15 protein-coding genes are annotated in these 15,895 nt (G+C 72.3%); 10 read left to right on the plus strand and 5 right to left on the minus strand.

From position 1 onward, the window contains the following. The first annotated feature begins 122 nt into the window (after positions 1 to 122). A complete protein-coding gene (locus ACH5AF_RS13460) occupies positions 123 to 2,060 on the plus strand; it encodes a M64 family metallopeptidase (protein WP_398901752.1) in 1,938 nt (645 codons plus the stop codon). On the opposite strand, the gene ACH5AF_RS13465 is transcribed toward ACH5AF_RS13460, so the two are convergent. Continuing rightward, on the minus strand, positions 2,053 to 2,289 hold the full coding sequence (locus ACH5AF_RS13465; protein ID WP_215177112.1) for a DUF397 domain-containing protein: 237 nt from the start codon (positions 2,287 to 2,289) through the stop codon (positions 2,053 to 2,055). The two genes, ACH5AF_RS13460 and ACH5AF_RS13465, sit on opposite strands and share 8 nt — an antisense overlap. Next, positions 2,290 to 3,150: a helix-turn-helix domain-containing protein gene (locus ACH5AF_RS13470; RefSeq protein ID WP_398901753.1), complete on the minus strand. Its 861-nt coding sequence runs from the start codon at positions 3,148 to 3,150 to the stop codon at positions 2,290 to 2,292. Between the two features lie 127 nt (positions 3,151 to 3,277). Here ACH5AF_RS13470 and ACH5AF_RS13475 point away from each other — a divergent pair, with 127 nt between their 5' ends. The 3 genes from ACH5AF_RS13475 to ACH5AF_RS13485 all read left to right on the plus strand — a co-directional run bounded on the left by ACH5AF_RS13475 (position 3,278) and on the right by ACH5AF_RS13485 (position 4,560). Continuing rightward, the gene (locus tag ACH5AF_RS13475; RefSeq protein ID WP_398901755.1) at positions 3,278 to 3,751 is read left to right on the plus strand and encodes an ATP-binding protein; all 474 of its coding nucleotides are present in this window, start codon (positions 3,278 to 3,280) and stop codon (positions 3,749 to 3,751) included. 101 nt (positions 3,752 to 3,852) lie between these two features. After that, entirely contained in the window at positions 3,853 to 4,224 is a 372-nt protein-coding gene (locus ACH5AF_RS13480) for a hypothetical protein (protein ID WP_398901911.1), read from the plus strand. 42 nt (positions 4,225 to 4,266) lie between these two features. Continuing rightward, complete coding sequence (locus tag ACH5AF_RS13485) at positions 4,267 to 4,560, plus strand: hypothetical protein (RefSeq protein WP_398901756.1); 294 nt, start codon at positions 4,267 to 4,269, stop codon at positions 4,558 to 4,560. 162 nt (positions 4,561 to 4,722) lie between these two features. Here ACH5AF_RS13485 and ACH5AF_RS13490 read toward each other — a convergent pair whose 3' ends face one another. Beyond that, positions 4,723 to 5,658: a transcriptional regulator gene (locus tag ACH5AF_RS13490; protein ID WP_398901757.1), complete on the minus strand. Its 936-nt coding sequence runs from the start codon at positions 5,656 to 5,658 to the stop codon at positions 4,723 to 4,725. Between the two features lie 243 nt (positions 5,659 to 5,901). On the opposite strand from ACH5AF_RS13490, the gene ACH5AF_RS13495 reads away from it, so the two are divergent. The 5 genes from ACH5AF_RS13495 to ACH5AF_RS13515 all read left to right on the plus strand — a co-directional run bounded on the left by ACH5AF_RS13495 (position 5,902) and on the right by ACH5AF_RS13515 (position 11,543). After that, on the plus strand, positions 5,902 to 6,534 hold the full coding sequence (locus ACH5AF_RS13495) for a helix-turn-helix transcriptional regulator (RefSeq protein WP_398901758.1): 633 nt from the start codon (positions 5,902 to 5,904) through the stop codon (positions 6,532 to 6,534). Between the two features lie 79 nt (positions 6,535 to 6,613). After that, positions 6,614 to 7,144 carry a toxin-antitoxin system, toxin component gene (locus ACH5AF_RS13500; protein ID WP_398901912.1) on the plus strand — a complete coding sequence of 177 codons (531 nt, stop codon included), beginning with the start codon at positions 6,614 to 6,616 and terminating at the stop codon, positions 7,142 to 7,144. A 3-nt stretch (positions 7,145 to 7,147) separates the two neighbouring features. After that, a complete protein-coding gene (locus ACH5AF_RS13505; RefSeq protein WP_398901760.1) occupies positions 7,148 to 8,335 on the plus strand; it encodes an MAB_1171c family putative transporter in 1,188 nt (395 codons plus the stop codon). Then, complete coding sequence (locus ACH5AF_RS13510; RefSeq protein WP_398901761.1) at positions 8,332 to 9,774, plus strand: FAD-dependent oxidoreductase; 1,443 nt, start codon at positions 8,332 to 8,334, stop codon at positions 9,772 to 9,774. The genes ACH5AF_RS13505 and ACH5AF_RS13510 overlap by 4 nt, the downstream gene beginning before the upstream one ends. A gap of 479 nt (positions 9,775 to 10,253) precedes the next feature. Further along, positions 10,254 to 11,543 carry an ROK family protein gene (locus tag ACH5AF_RS13515; RefSeq protein ID WP_398901762.1) on the plus strand — a complete coding sequence of 430 codons (1,290 nt, stop codon included), beginning with the start codon at positions 10,254 to 10,256 and terminating at the stop codon, positions 11,541 to 11,543. Between the two features lie 129 nt (positions 11,544 to 11,672). Here ACH5AF_RS13515 and xylA read toward each other — a convergent pair whose 3' ends face one another. Further along, positions 11,673 to 12,845, minus strand: a complete 1,173-nt coding sequence (gene xylA, locus ACH5AF_RS13520) for a xylose isomerase (protein ID WP_398901763.1) — start codon at positions 12,843 to 12,845, stop codon at positions 11,673 to 11,675. A gap of 168 nt (positions 12,846 to 13,013) precedes the next feature. Here xylA and xylB point away from each other — a divergent pair, with 168 nt between their 5' ends. Next, positions 13,014 to 14,498 (plus strand): xylulokinase, encoded by a 1,485-nt coding sequence (gene xylB / locus ACH5AF_RS13525; RefSeq protein WP_398901764.1) that lies wholly within the window; start codon positions 13,014 to 13,016, stop codon positions 14,496 to 14,498. 567 nt (positions 14,499 to 15,065) lie between these two features. On the opposite strand, the gene ACH5AF_RS13530 is transcribed toward xylB, so the two are convergent. Beyond that, complete coding sequence (locus ACH5AF_RS13530; RefSeq protein WP_398901765.1) at positions 15,066 to 15,704, minus strand: ATP-binding protein; 639 nt, start codon at positions 15,702 to 15,704, stop codon at positions 15,066 to 15,068. Positions 15,705 to 15,895: the final 191 nt, after the last annotated feature.

Below are 15,895 nucleotides of genomic sequence, written 5' to 3' on the forward strand. Positions count from 1 at the left end.
GCACGCGCGCTCGGTTCGATCACGCCGGAGCGCCTGCCACCGCGGCTTCCCCCGCCTGGGAAGGATTTCTTCAACTCCCTCGTATTTACTGTCTGTTGATCCCACGCGTACGCTGCATCACCATGACCTCATCCGTCACACGGGCGCGCGGAGCGGCGCTGTTCGCCACCGCGGGCGCAGTGCTCGCCGCGCTGTTCCTGGGCACGGGCGCCCCCTCGGCCACGGCGGACGCCGCCATGACAGACACTCTTGTGCCGGAGGCTTCTCCGACTCAGGCGGCCAGGGTCGTGCCGGTGCAGACGACGGGCCCCGCCGAAAAGCGCTTCAACCTGGTGGTCCTCGGGGACGGCTATACGGCGGCCGAGCTGCCCGAGTTCCGTGCGGACGTCGAGACCCACCTCAATGTGCTGTGGTCGACGGAGCCGTTCGCCTCCTACCGTTCGTACATCAATGTATGGGCCGTGGAGGTCGCTTCCGCCGAGTCCGGCGTCGACTGCGACCCCGGCCTCGACGCACCGCGCCGGGACACCGCGCTGGGCATGGGTTTCTGGGGCGGCTGCAACGCCGGCAGCGTGCAGCGACTGCTCACCGTGGACAGCGGCGCGGCGACCGCCCTGGCCGATATGGTGCCGGGAACGGCGAATGCCAACCGGCAGATCGTGGCCCTGGCCAACAGCGACACCTACGGTGGCGCGGGCGGCACCTACGCCACCGCCTCGGGCGGCAACGCCCTGTCCTCACTGATCACCCCGCACGAGATCGGCCACTCGCTCGGCGGGCTCCAGGACGAGTACGACTACTACGCGCGCGGGGTGCCGGGCGGCGCCTACAGCGGCGGCGAGCCGGCGTCCGCCCACCACACGCTGCTCACCGAGGAGCAGATGCGTGACCGGCGCGCCAAGTGGTGGCGCTGGCTGGGCGAGGAGAGCGAGTCCGGCGGGGTCATCGGGCGACACGAGGGTGGGATGTACACCACCAAGGGTGTGTGGCGGCCGAGCAAGCACTCGATCATGAAGACCCTCGGGTACCCGTTCGACCAGGTCGAGCGCGAGGTGATGGTGCAGAAGATCTCGGCCAGGGTGAAGCTCGTGCAGGGCCACGCGCCGAACTCCGCTCCCGTCGGGGACGACCGGACGGTGTGGGTGGACACGTTGCACCCTGTCGGCGGTGAACTCGCAGTCGTGTGGCGGCTGGACGGGAAGCGGCTGCGTGCGGTGGGTGACGCCCGCACGGTCGACCTGCGCCGTCTGCGCCTTTCGCCCGGCTCGCATACGCTCACCGCGACCGTCACGGATCCCACTCCCTTCGTACGCGACCCGGCCGTACGCGCTTCCGCGGCTCTGACGCGCACGGTGAGCTGGACGGTGGACACCTCGCTCGCCACCGCGCCACAGGACTTGGCGGCTACGTTCACGGAGCACACCGCGACCGCTGCCCCGGTCGGTGCCGCGTCCGTGGTGTACGCCGAGACCACGCACCCCCTCGACCGCACACCAGCGGTCCGCTGGACGCTCGACGGCCGTCCGGTCGCCAACCCGGGCAACGACCGCGACCTGGACCTGGGCGCCCTACGGCTGCGACCCGGCACGCACCGGCTGACGGCACGGATCGCGGGCACGGACCAGGAACTGACGTGGAGCGTGGACGCGTCGGCGGCCACCGCCGCGTACGAGCTGTCCGAGCCGCTGCGGACGGTCCACCGGCCGGGCCGGCCGGTGGAGTACGTCTACGACGGTCCGTTCACCATGCGGCTGACCGCCCGGGACGACCGGGACGGTTATGTGGTGCGGCAGTTCAGGGTCGACGGCGACGGATGGCAGACGTACTACGGCTGGCCCACCGACGGCGACGCTCCCTACCGGTTCACCCCGCAGGGAACGGTGATCGACGGTCTCGTGTACGGAAAGCTGGGCACGCCCCGCGTGGTGCCCTGGGACGACGCCACACCCGACTACGGCAGCCACACCGTCGAGTACCGCACGGTCGACGCGGCAGGGAACGTCTCGTCCGCGCAGCGGTTCCTGGTGACGCTGCTGCCCCCGCGGCAGCAGGTCAGCTGACCAGGAAATCCGCTTTGCCGGACTTCGCACCCTGGATGAAGGCGGCTATCTCGTTGGTGGTGTAGATGAGCGCCGGACCGTCGGGATCCGCGGACTGACGGACCGCGACCCGGCCGTCGGCGAGCTTCATGGTCTCGACGCAGTTGCCGCCGTTGCCGCCGCTCCAGGGTTTGTGCCAGCCGTCCTCGCCCAGCTCGGCGGCGGGCATGCCGTTGTATATGCGACTCATTCACAACTCCTTGCGGAGATCGTTCAGGATCTCCTTCGTACGGTGTGCCGTCGCAGCCTGCGCCGCCATGCGGTCCATGACCTCCAGATGCGTGGCGACCTCGGGGCGCGCGTCCAGATAGACGGCACCGGTCAGGTATTCGCTGTAGACCATGTCCGGGAGCTCGGGCATGGCGAACCGGAAGAGGACGAAGGGCCCGTACGTGCCCGGGTGGTGGCCGCTCGCGAACTCGGCGAGCTGCAACGTCACATGGGGCAGCCGGGTGCTGTCGAGCAGCTTCTCGATCTGTGCCCGCATCACGCCTGGGCCGCCGACGGGCCTGCGCAGCACCGTCTCGTCCATGATCACCCATAGTCGGGGCGCATCGGGCCGTGCGAGCAGCGCCTGACGCTCCATCCGCAGCGCGACGTGCCGGTCGATCTCATCCGCATCGGTGTGACCAATGGCTCCGGCGTACATGATCGCCCGTGCGTAGTCCTCCGTCTGCAGCAACCCGGGCACGAACTGCGGTTCATACGCACGGATGAGGCTCGCGGCACCCTCCAGGCTGACGTACATGCTGAACCAGCCGGGCAGGACGTCGTGGAAGCGCTGCCACCAGCCTGGCTTGTTCGCTTCCTCGGCCAGCTCCACAAAGCCGCGGGCCTCCTCGTCGCCGATTCCGTAGGCCCCGAGGAGCAGTTGGACATACGGAATCTTCAGGGCGACCTCGGCCGTCTCCATCCTTCGGATGGTTCCGGGGGCGACGCGGAGGACCTTTGCCGCCTCCTCGCGCCTGAGACCGGCGCGCTCCCGCAGATCCTGCAGGCGCTTGCCGAGGACGACCTGGCCCACGGTGGGGGCGGACCGCGGTTCACTCACTTCGAGACCTCCCCACGTGCTCTTGTGCGAGCAGTGTGCCACGGCGGCTCAACGATGAATATGCCCACTCTGCATTTTCCACAGTGACTCTTGCCAATGTGCGCGTTCCAGCGGGAGACTGGGACGTGTGAACCGTGACGCGCTCACCACCCCCCTCCTGGACGCGAGTCCAGACACCGCCCCCACGTCCCGATACGGCTTCGAGGTGCCGGCGCGCGTCGAATCCGTCTCCTGCGCGAGACGACGGGTGAGTGAGCGGCTCGACCACTGGGCCATCGGCGGTGACACCCGTGACACGGCCCTTCTGATCGTCTCCGAACTGGTCACCAACGCGGTCGTGCACACCGGAGGCCATCTGGTGTCCTGTCAACTGGCCCTGGAAGGCGGTCATTTGCGCATCACGGTGCAGGACCAGGGCTCCGCCCCGAGCGGCCCCCGCGTCTGCCACGGCCTGGAGGAGGAACGCGGCCGCGGACTGCTGCTCGTCGAAGCGGTCAGCGCCGCCTGGGGGACGTACGACCGCGAGTGCGGCACGGGCCGTGTCGTCTGGGCCGAACTGCCCTACGGCAGCGCGCCGTTCGAAACCGCGTGGCCGTGCTGAAGATCCTGGCGACGCTCCTTGCCCGGGGTGTGCGCCACGAGCCGCCCGGCCGGACGCCACACCGGCACCGGCAGCCGTGGCCCGTACAGCAGTGTCATCGCCTGGAGGCCGCACTCACCCGCCTGCCCCTGCCCGACTCGCCGCCCGCGTCACTGGGCTGCGACGCCGTGGGGGTGCCCGCCCGTTTCGGCTTCAGGCTCCTCGGCAGTGTGCCGCGCAACGGCTGCGTCTTCGCCGACGACCAGTGGTGGTGGTGGATCGTCCCGGCCGGGTCGGATCTCGACCTGTTGTGGCCGCTGCCGGCGCACTACGCCCGGGGCGCCCGCGTGCCCGGCAACACCCCGCGGCTGATCCGCGGTCCGCACGGCACGAGCCCCTACACGCCTCCCCTCCCGCTGTATCTGATGGCCTGCCGGCTCACCGACACAGCACCGAAGTGGCCCGCCAAGGCGAGCAGCACACAGAGTGTGTGATCCGCCGGACGGTCCCCGGGACCCTGCGGATAGGCTTTCGACATGTCAGAAGCCGATACGAGCCCGGAACGGCAGGGGCTCACACCACGCCAGGCCCGCCATGTACGCATAGCCCTCTCCGCGGCCATCATGATCGCGGTCGGTGCCGTCCTGGTGCTGCGGCTCGGCAGTACGCACTCGGTGCTCACGCTCGGCTTCTACGGCATGGCGCTGATCCTCTCCGGCAGCGCGCTGGTCCTCAGCCGCGCCGGCCGCACCCGCTGGGCCACGCTGGTGCTGGGCGTCGGTGTGGCGGTGGCCATCGTCGCGGAATGGGCGGTTGCCGCGATGCGCTGAGGCACGGCGGGGTCCGGACCGCAGCGCAGGCGCCGGAGTACGTGCACAGAACCCCGACCGCCGCGCAGCCCGTGGAGATCCCGCGCGGGACCCGGACCGCCGCTCGGCGACCAGAGACTGAAGGGAACGGAGCCGCGGTTGAGAGCGCGTGCGGGGCCCCGTTCAGCCGCCCGAGACCGCCCGCAGATGCGCCCTGCCGCGGGCCACACCCGGTGCTGCCGAGCGGTTCTCGCGGAGCACCAGGGTGAGCCGGGTGTACCCCTTGCCCTGGAGCGTGGCGGGCGTCTCGTCCACGATCCGGCAGTCGGTGCGCCCCCAGCGGGGGTCGGGGTGGTTCACCGGCCGTACGGCTCCGTCGTGGTGGATCGCCGCCGCGCCCACCGCGCTCATCCAGAGCGGCAGTCCGCACCGGTAGGCCGCATCCATGATCGGGTCCAGCGCGATGTCGTCACGAATGGCCGAAAGGCCGTCGTCCTCGCCGTCGCCGTCGCCCTCCAGGGCACCGGCCAGCTGTGCCATCAGCGGCAGGCACCAACTGGTCTCGTGCTCGGCGAGCACCGTGCGAGCGTCGGGGTGGAAAAGCGCGAAGCGGAGGAAGTTCTGGTGGGGCATGGCCGTGGGATGCGGGCCCATGTTGCGGAACAGGGCATCGAAGGCCGGGTTGGTGTGCACCACGTCCCAGCCCCGGTCGAACAGCAGCGACGGCAGCGGCACGGCGTCCATCAGGGCGGCGTAGTCGCGCAGGTAAGCCTGGGTGGCGGGGTCGGCGGGCTCCGCGGGCCGCGGGCCGGACGCGGGCACCGGGGGGCGGACGGGAACGGGCGGGTGGGGAGGCCCGGCAGGGCGGACCGGGGCTGGCCTGCGGACCGGCCCCGAGGGCGGAACCGGACCCGACGGGCGCAGCGGGGCGCTCCACTCGCGGAAGCTGTCGCGGTCGCCGTCGATCCTGCGGAGCCGGCCGCGCAGCCCGGCGTCCGTCTCCAGGGCGTCGCCTTGTCGTCTCGTACGGGCGCTGCCGCGGGTGGTTCCCGCGCGGCCGGGGCGTCCCTGACCTCCAGGGCGTTCGACGCCCGCCTCGTACGTCATCGAGAACGCCACCCTTCCGAAGCTTCTCGAAGTCCTGCCAAGTCCCGCTGTGGCAGCCCCCTTTGGATCTTCATACTGCTTGGCGATCCTCTTACCGCCAAGGCAACTATGTCAACTATCGTGGCATTCCCCGGAGTTCAACGCGCGATTCGCGCCACAGCTGTGGCAAGACCTGGTTGCATTCACTCGAAGCGGTTAATCTCCCGGCAGCCCCTTGAATGCGGGGCCGCCTCGTGCGATCTAGGAGACCTACAGGTGACGGACGGCTTCTCGGTTCCGGGTCCGGCCGCCGGTGACCCTCTGTCGGCATCGGTCGCCCGGCTTGCCGACCTCGCGGACAAGCTCGGAATCAGCCACGACGAGGTCTTCGACGTCGATCCGCTCTCCGAGGCCTCGGGGGTGCCGGCCGATGTGGTCCGCGCCCTGCTGGACGGGCACCCGGCCGGCGAGACGGACCTCCAGGCCCGCTTCCTGCAGCGCTTCGATCTGCTGCGCAGGACCCGGCTGAAGCCCAACGGCCGCCGGTACACCCAGCAGGAGATCGCCGACGGCGCCGGCATGTCGCGCCAGCAGGCGGGTGCGCTGATCAACGGCGACCGACGACCGACCATGGAGCACTGCGACGCGATCCAGCGGTTCTTCAAGGTCCATGCGGGCTTTCTGACCGCTGACGACTCCGATGCGCTGGTCGGCGCCCTGCACGCCACCGAGCAGAGTCTGCTTCAGGACATCGTGGGTGAGAGCGACCCGCTGGAGCGGCTGTTGCAGGACCATGGGGTGCGGGGCATCGCCTGGCGGGCGGCCCAACTGCCCACCGACAAACACCGGGACAAGGTCACGGAGTGGCTCGACCTGCTCCTCGAGAGCGTCAGGCCGACGGACCCCTGATTTCCGGACAGGCTGGGAGTCAGGACGTGTCCCGACGCGTGCGCGCGGGGAAAGGAGAGCGGTGAGCATAGGCAAGGACATGCGCCGACTGTGCGGCGAGCTGGTCGCCGGGATCGACCTGCCGGCCCCCGCCGCCCCCGCCGATCTCTACGGTGCGCTGTGCGCGGGCATGAGCAGACACCGTGGCAGGCCCGTCCGTTACCGCATGGCCTCGTTCCCGCCCGGCACCGCCAGCGGTCTCTGGCTGGACATGGCGGAACAGGATCTGATCGTCATCGAGGAGCGCACCGCCCCCGACCACCAGCTGGTCATTCTCGGTCATGAGCTGTGGCACATGAAGGCCGGGCACTGCAGCCACCACATCGAGGGCGCCGCCGTCGCGGCACGCCTGCTCACCGACGAGGCCGACCTGCAGGCCACGGTGCTCAAGGTCGCCGCCCGGTCCCGCTCCGACCAGGCCGAGGAGCGCGAGGCGGAGAGCTTCGGGCTGCTGCTCGGCAGCAAGTGCCGTGCCTGGCTGGCCGGTTCGACCGGGCGCGGCCCGGTGCGCCGGGAGTGTCTCGCCGGACGCATCGAGGCATCCCTGGGATACCGCGGGCCACAGGGCTGATGCGTGGACGGACCCGACTACTACATACCGGCCGCCGCCCTCGGCACCGCACTGGCGTTCAAACTGCCGGGGATGCTCCGCGACTGGCGTGACCCGCTGCTCCGTTCCGTGTGCGCCCTGCTCGTGCTCGCGGCCTGCACCTTCTTCTTCGCCGCGCCGCCCACCATCGCCGCGGTCAACCGCATCACCGGCATTCCCAACGTCTCGGCCCCCCTGGTCTACTGCATCCTGGCCGCGTTCAGCGCCTCCTGCCTGGTCCTGCTGGTCAACTGGCGCGGCGGCCCGCCGGAGGAGACCCGGCGCGTCTCCCTGCGCTGGGTCGTCTGCTACGGCGTCGTGGTCGTGCTCCTGATCGTCCTCTTCGTCCTCGGCGACGCCCCCGAGGAGCGGCTGCGCGACCTCGACACGCACTACGCCACGACCCCGTACATCCGCGAGATGATCGTGCTGTACCTGGTCGGGCACAGCGTGGCGGCCGTCGGCATGACGGCGCTGTGCTGGCGCTGGTCCCTCCGGGTGTGCGGCTGGCTGCGCGGCGGACTGGTGGTCATCGTCTTCGGCTCGCTGTTCAACCTCGCGTACGGGGTGAGCAAGTTCTCCGCCGTCTTCGCCCGCTGGGCCGGCCACGACTGGGACGCGCTCAGCACCCTGGCCGCGCCGCCCCTCGCCTCCATCGGCGCGCTGCTCAGCGCCATCGGGTTCATCCTGCCGCTCGTCGGCCAGCGCCTGTCCGACAACTGGTACGCCTGGGCGGCCTACCGGCAGCTCGGGCCCCTGTGGCGGGAGCTGCGCTCCGCGGCCCCTGCCGGCACACCCACGGTACGCATCTCCGTCCTCGCCCCCGTCGAACTGCGCGTCACCCACCGCGAGTCCGACATCCACGACGGTCTGCTCCAGCTCGATCCGTACTTCGACCGCGGGCTGCGGACGAGCGCGTACGAGGAGGCGGTCGCGGCCGGCGCCGACCCGCGGGAGGCACAAGCCGTCGCGGACGCCGCGATGGTCGCCGCCGCGCTGCGGGCCCGTGCCGCCGACCCCGAGGGCGAAGTCATAAGCTCGGCCCGGACCTACACGTCCGAGGCGGCACAGGGACCGCGCGATCTCGTGCGGATGTCCCTGGCACTGCGTCATTCCCCCGTCGTCGCTGCAGCGCGCGTGCGCGCGGCCAGGTCAGAGAGCGGCACCCGATGAGCGATCCTGTGAGAACCGGCCTCGGCGCGCCCCGTACGGCGGTCGTGATCGGCGGCGGTCTGGCCGGCATGCTGGCCGCCGGCGTCCTGCGCCCGTACGTCGACGAGGTCACCGTCGTCGACCGCGACGCGCTGCCGGACGGGCCGCACGCGCGCAGGAGCCTGCCGCAGGCCCACCATGCCCACCTGCTGTGGTCGGGCGGTGCGCGGGCAATCGAGGCGCTGCTGCCCGGCACCACGCAGCGCTGGCTCGCGGCGGGCGCCCGCCGCATCCCGCTGCCGACCGGCCTGGTGTCCATGTCGGCGCTGGGCTGGTTCCGCCGCTGGCCGGAGATGCAGTTCCTCATCGCGTGCAGCCGTGACCTCCTCGACTGGGTGATCCGCGAACAGGTCACCGCCCGGCCGGGGATCACCGTTCTGCAGCGCACCGAACTGCTGGGCCTCCAAGGCGACACGACGCGGGTCTCCGGCGTACGGGTGCGCGGCGCGGAGGGGGACGAACGAGTGCTCCCCGCCGACCTGGTCGTGGACGCGAGCGGCCGCGGCTCGCGGACGCCCGACTGGCTGAGGGCGCTCGGCGCCGGCGAGGTCCGCGAGGAGAAGGTCGACTCCGGGCTCGCGTACGCCAGCCGTCTCTTCCGGGCGCCCGCGGGGACCGCAATGTTCCCCGTGGTCAATGTGCAGGCGGACGCGCGGGAACCGCGGCCGGGGCAGACCGCGACCATCGTGCCCATCGAGGGCGGCCGCTGGCTGGTGACCCTGTCCGGCACCCGCGGGGGCCAGCCCACCAGCGCCGCCGACGAGTTCGAGAACTTCGCCCGCTCGGTGCGTCACCCGATCGTCGGCGAGCTGATCGCCCACGCCGAGCCGCTCACCGACGTCGTGGTCAACCGCAGCACGGTCAACCGGCGGCGCTACTACGAGAAGGCCGCCGACCTGCCGGAGGGCTTCGTCGCCATCGGCGACGCGGTCGCCACGTACAACCCGGTCTACGGGCACGGGATGTCGGTGGCCGCCCAGGGCGTGCTGGCGCTGCGCGAGGCCCTGGCGTCCCGGGGCGTCGGTGCGCCGGGCCTCGCCCGCGCCGTGCAGCGCGCCGTCGCCGGCCCGGTCTCGACGGCGTGGGACCTGGCCACCGGGCAGGACATCCTCTACCCGGGCGCGATCGGCAGGGAGCCGGGCGCGAGCGCGCGGGTGCTGCGGACGTACGTCGACCGCCTGATGCTGACCGCGACCGGGCGGCCCCTCGTCACCAAGGCGCTGTTCGACGTGATGACGCTGTCCGCCCCCATCGCCTCACTCCTCAGACCGGAGATAGCGCTGGCGGTGCTGCGCGGACCGAAGCTGCCGCAGCTGCCGGGCCCGCCGCTGACGACAGACGAACGGCGGCTGGCGAAGGAGCGCCGGGGCGAGAGGGAGCCGGACGCGGCGGAGGCGTGAGGGGTCGGAGGCGGAGGGGTCGGAGGCGTGAGGGGTCGGGCCCGGTTGGTTCGGGCCGCGATACCGACGGGCAGTCCCGGCCGGGTCGTTGGCGCGACGGGACGACGGGCTCGCGGAGTCGTGATGCCGGAGCCTGTCGGCTGGCCGCCCCGGCCGGAGGCTTGTGCGACGCCGCGACGGACCCGGTGACAAGGGCGAGCGGCGTCCGGTCCGGCCGGGGGCCTGATGCGACGGGACGGGGGCGCGGTGCCCGGTGCAAGGTGCCTGTCGGCTGACCGCCCCGGCCGGAGGCTTGTGCGACGCCGCGACGGACCCGGTGACAAGGGCGAGCGGCATCGGGTCCGTCGATGCGCCGTAGGTCCTCGGAGGCCCGTCCATCGGGTTCGCCACGGGCCGTCCGTGCGGCCCCCCTCGGGCTGATCCGGAGGTGGCCGTTGCCGTATTGCGGCGGCGCGGCATCGCTTAGGCTCGGCCGCAATATGAACGGCAATCACACAGGCGCGGGACCGGGCAGCGGCGCGAGTGGCCGGGCGGGGCGTCACGCGCCGACTCCACTGGGGCCGAAGGCCGACCGGGAGACGGTCCGGCGGCACAACCTCAGCCTGGTCCTGCGCGCCGTCCGCGACGAGGGTGAGACGACCCGCGCCGGTGTCGCCGCACGGGTCGGGCTCACCCGTGCGGCCGTGTCGTCACTGGTCGAACAGCTTCTTGAGAGCGGCTTCCTGTCGGAGTCCGGCAAGACCTTCAGCGGCCAGGCAGGACGGCCCGGCACGGTGCTGAAGGTCGCTCGCACGGGCGTCGCGGGCTGCGGCGTCGAGATCAACGTCGACTACGTCTCCGTGTGCGTGGTCGACCTCGCGGGCACCGACCGCGTGCGCCTCGTGGAGCACCTCGACAACCGGGGCGCACCGCCCGGCCTCGTCCTCGGCCGCGCGGCCGGCATCGCGGCGCGCGCGCTGGCCTCGGCCGCCGAGCAGGAGCTGCATCCGGTGGGGGCGGCGCTGGCGCTGCCGGGCCTGGTCGCGGAGGGATCCGTCCGGCACGCCCCGAACCTGGGATGGACAGCGGTCGCGGCCGAAACCCCGTTCGCCGAGGCCCTCGCCGCGCTGCGGCCAGGTGCGCCCGCCCTGCCGGTGGGATCCGAGAACGAGGCCAACCTCGCGGCGCTCGCCGAGCTGTGGTTCGGCGGTCTCGGCGACGTACGCAGCTTCCTCTATCTGACGGGCGAGATCGGCGTGGGCGGCGCGCTGGTCCTGAACGGCGAACTGCTGCGCGGCGCCCACGGATTCGCGGGTGAGATCGGGCATGTGTCCGTCTCGGACGACGGCCCCTTGTGCCGCTGCGGTTCACGCGGCTGCCTGGAACAGTACGCGGGCCAGTCCGCGCTGCTGCGGGCGGCGGGCATCGACGAAGGAGCCGGCGCGGCGGGCGTGGTGGACCTGGAGCGCCGCGCCCGCGCGGAAGAGCCCCGGGCGGTGGCGGCGCTCACGCAGGCGGGGGAGATGCTGGGCCGGGTGCTGTCGGGAGCGGTGAATCTCTTCGACCCGGACGCGGTGGTCCTCGGCGGGATCTACAGCCCGCTGCTGCCGTGGCTCGCGCCGCCGACGGGGGCGGAACTGTCGACCCGGGTGGTCTCGGGCCTCTGGCCGCCGGGCAGCACACGCCTGCGCGCCTCGTCCCCGGCGGCGGACGCGGCACGGGGCGCGGCGGCCCTGACGGTCCAGGACGCGCTGGCGGACCCGATGGGGTACGGGGGGCGGGGTCGCTGACGCGGGGGGTCGGTTCCCCACCCGCCCAGGATCAGGCCCCGGGCGACGAGATACGCGGCCCCCTCGCCGAGGGAGGCGTACGCGTACGAGTAGGGGCTGCCCGCCACCGGCGGCACGCCGCTCCCTGGTTCAGCCGGCCACCCCCAGGAGGTGGTCCATCGCCAGCTGGTCCAGGCGCTCGAACGCCATTCCCCGCTCGGCCGCCGCGTCGACGTCGAACTCCTCGTACGCGCCCCGGTCCGCGAGCAGCCCCGCGAGGCCGTCGTCCGCCGTCGGGCGGGCCAGTTCGTCCAGTCGCGCGGCGCGCAGCGCCTGCCACACCTCCGGATCGGCACGGAAGGCCGCCGCGCGCTCCTTGAGGATCAGGTAGTTGCGCATGCAGGCGGCCGCCGACGCCCACACGCCGTCGAAGTCCTCGGTCCTCGGCGGCTTGAAGTCGAAGTGGCGCGGGCCGTCGTAGCCGGCCGTCTCCAGCAGGTCGACCAGCCAGAACGCCGCCCGCAGGTCGCCCGCGCCGAAGCGCAGGTCCTGGTCGTACTTGATGCCGTTCTGGCCGTTCAGGTCGATGTGGAAGAGCTTGCCCGCCCACAGGGCCTGCGCGATCGAGTGCGGGAAGTTGAGCCCGGCCATCTGTTCGTGGCCGACCTCCGGGTTGACGCCGTACAGTTCGGGCCGCTCCAGGCGTTCGATGAACGCGAGCGCGTGGCCGACGGTCGGCAGCAGGATGTCGCCGCGGGGCTCGTTGGGCTTGGGCTCGATCGCGAAGCGCAGGTCGTAGCCCTGCTCGGTGACGTACTCGCCGAGCAGGTCGAACGCCTCCTTCATACGGTCCAGGGCGACACGTACGTCCTTGGCCGCCCCCGACTCCGCGCCCTCGCGACCGCCCCACGCCACATACGTCTGCGCGCCGAACTCGGCCGCGAGGTCGATGTTGCGGATGGTCTTGCGCAGCGCGTACCGGCGCACGTCGCGGTCGTTCGCCGTGAAGCCGCCGTCCTTGAAGACCGGGTGGGTGAACAGGTTGGTGGTGGCCATCGGCACGACCAGACCCGTCTCGTCCAGCGCCTGCCGGAAGCGCTTGATGTGTGACGCGCGCTCACTGTCGCTCGCGCCGAAGGGGATGAGGTCGTCGTCGTGGAAGGTCACTCCGTACGCGCCGAGACCGGCGAGCCTGCGGACCGATTCGGCGGGATCCAGGTGGGGCCGCGTCGCGTCGCCGAAGGGGTCACGGCCCTGCCAGCCGACGGTCCACAGACCGAAGCTGAACCGGTCACCGGGGGTGGGTGCGAAGTGTTCCGTCATGGCCCTGTCCACCTTTGGAGCGCTGGTTTGTTTTCTTACCTCACTAATGATGCACGCTCCCGCCACGCTCACAGAAGCCCCGCGCCCTCTGGTGCACCCGACCGGACGTGGCGTAATTTGTTCCCCGTTCGGCCAAATAAGGGCCATGCCGGAACGAGAGGTGGGGCAATGCCGACAGACGCGGTCGTCATCGGGGTGGACAGCTCGACCCAGTCCACGAAAGCGGCGTTCACCGACGCCGCCACGGGCCGGCTGCTCGCCGTGGGCCGCGCCCCGCACCGGGTCGACGGCGCGGGCGGCGCGCGCGAGAGCGATCCCGAGGTCTGGTGGCGGGCACTGCGCGAGGCGGTCGCGGGCGGCCTCAAGGAACTGAGGGCCACGGGTGCCGACGCGGCCGCGATCAAGGGCATCGCGGTCGCCGGCCAGCAGCACGGCCTCGTCGTCCTCGACCGGGCCGGGACACCGCTGCGCCCCGCACTGCTGTGGAACGACACCCGCTCGGCGCCCCATGCCGCGGCGCTGATCGACGCACTGGGCGGCCCGGACGCCTGGACGGCGCGCACGGGCTCGGTGCCGGTCGCGTCCATGACGGCGGCGAAGTGGCAGTGGCTGCGGGAGAACGAGCCCGCTTCCGCCAAGGCCGCGGCCGCCGTACGGCTCCCCCACGACTTCCTGACCGAGCGCCTGGCGGGCACCGCGGCCACCGACCCGGGCGACGCGTCGGGCACCTGCTGGTACTCCACCGCTACGGGCGCGTACGACCCCGAACTGCTCGCCCTCGTCGGCCTCGACGCCGCCCTGCTGCCGCCCGTGGCGGCGACCGGCGGCACCCGCGTCGGCACGCTCACGGCCGCGGCCGCGGCCGAGCTCTGCCTGCCGGCCGGGACCGCCGTGGCCGCCGGCACCGGCGACAACATGGCCGCCGCGGTCGGTCTCGGCCTCGGCGGTCGGGGGCTGCTCGACCATCCGGCGCTGAGCCTCGGCACATCGGGCACGGTCTTCGCCGCGACCCGCACCCGGCCCGCGTCGCCTCTGCTCGCCGGATTCGCGGCGGCGGACGGCACCTACCTGCCGCTCGCCTGCACCCTCAACTGCACACTGGCCGTGGACAAGATCGCCGCGCTGCTCGGCCTGGACCGCGACGCGGCCGAGGCGGGCGGAGAGCTGGTGGTCCTGCCGTACCTCGACGGCGAACGCACGCCCGATCTGCCCGCGGCCGCCGGTCTGGTCACGGGCCTGCGGCACACCACCACCCGTCAGCAGATCCTCGGCGCGGCCTACGAGGGCGCGGTGGTCACGGTGCTCCGCGCCCTCGACGAGGTGGTGCGCGCCTGCGGCGAGGACCCCGCGTCGCCGGCGGCGGCCGCGCGCCCGCTGCGCCTGGTCGGCGGCGGCGCGAAGGGGCGCCACTGGATCGAGACGGTGCGCCGCCTGTCCGGCCGGCCCGTGCTGATCCCGAACAGCACCGAACTGGTGGCACTGGGGGCCGCGGCACTGGCGGCGTCGGCGGCGACGGGCGAGGACGCCGTATCGGTCGCGACGGACTGGGGAACGGGCGACGGCAGGGAACTGCCGCCACTGGACCGGGACATGGAGACCTGGGACCGGGTCTCCTCGGTGCTGACCCGCGCGACACCTGCGCTGCTGAGGTGATGTGAAGGTGGCGGTCGGGGGCTCGCGAGGTGTGCCGCCCACGACGACGGCGGGCCGCGGACGGGACACGCGCGGCGGGGGCACGCGAAGGGCTCCTGCCCCGCTGAGGTGACGCCCCGTGGCGCGCGGCCCGCGGCGGCGTGGCGCCCTGCTGACCCGCGCCCATGAGCGGTGCGACCGCCGACGGCCACCGCGTCATGGTGACGCGACGCGCGCGGCGGGGCCGCGCGGCGGCGCATCCGCCGACGGGATACGCGCCAAGCGGGCGGCGGGACGACGCCGGGCCCGCTGACATGACACGCGCAAGACCGGAGTGCACCGTACCCCTGGTGACCTGATGGCCCCGTGGCGGGCGGACCGCGACGGCCCCTGCCCGCTGACGGGACACGCGCGGGACGGGTGGCCCGCTGCGGCGCCGCGCCCTGCGGGCTTGACGTCCACGAGCCGTGAACCGGCCCGCCCGCCACCGTGCCCGCCGGCCTGGCAAAGCCCGCCGGCCGTGGCCGGCCCACGGCAACGTGCCCGTTGACCCGGCAGCACCCACGGGCGATGGCCCGCCCTTCACCGTCACGTCCGCAGGTCGAGGTCCAGGTCCAGATCGAGGTCCTCGAGCTCCAGTTCCGCGTCCACGTCCAGGTCGAGGTCCTCGTCCCCGAGGCCGAGATCCTCGTCCAGGCCCAGGCCCTCGTCCAGGTCCAGTTCGTCGAACGGATCGAGGTCCAGGGCGGGCGCGTCGCCGTTCGGGCGGGGATCGCCGCGCAGGGCGATCTCGGCGCGGACCACGCTGCCCGTTTCCGTGCGGTGCGCGACTGTGCGGGCCGCGTACGCATCGACGAGGCGCAGGCCGCGCCCGCAGGGCACGTCGGCGTCCAGCGGCTCCTGCCGCGGATTGGGGCGCGACTTCCAGCAGCCCGCGTCCATGACCTCGACGGTCAGCGCCTCGCCTCGGACACTGATCACCGCGGACACCCATGGGCTGCCGCTGTGCATCACCACATTCGTGACGAGTTCGGTGACGATCAAGGACAGCGCCTCGTCCAAGTGCTCGGCGAGCCGCCACCGATGTGCGACCGCCCGGACGAAGCGCCGTAGTGCGCGCGCGGCCTCCGGCGAGGCCGGCATCGCGCAGTGGGCCAGGCTTCGCAGAGCAGAGGTGGGTCCGGCCCCATCCGGGTCCGGGTCCGGTGCACGTTCTATGGCAATCACTTGGGCTCCTGTTCGGCCGGGCTGCGTTGCCCTGACCAAGGTCCAGCGGCACGGGAGGGCGGTACGCGCCTCTCCGGGCCGTCGACAGCCATGCAGATCTTCTGCGGCAGCTCAACATTGGTGGCCGTGCACGAACGGAGCAATCAGGGACACTGAAACCCGTATACGTAAAGAATCGAATTGCCCCGAAA

The sequence above is a fragment of the Streptomyces sp. NPDC018833 genome (genome assembly GCF_044390825.1).
In the GTDB taxonomy this organism is placed as follows: Bacteria; Actinomycetota; Actinomycetes; order Streptomycetales; family Streptomycetaceae; genus Streptomyces.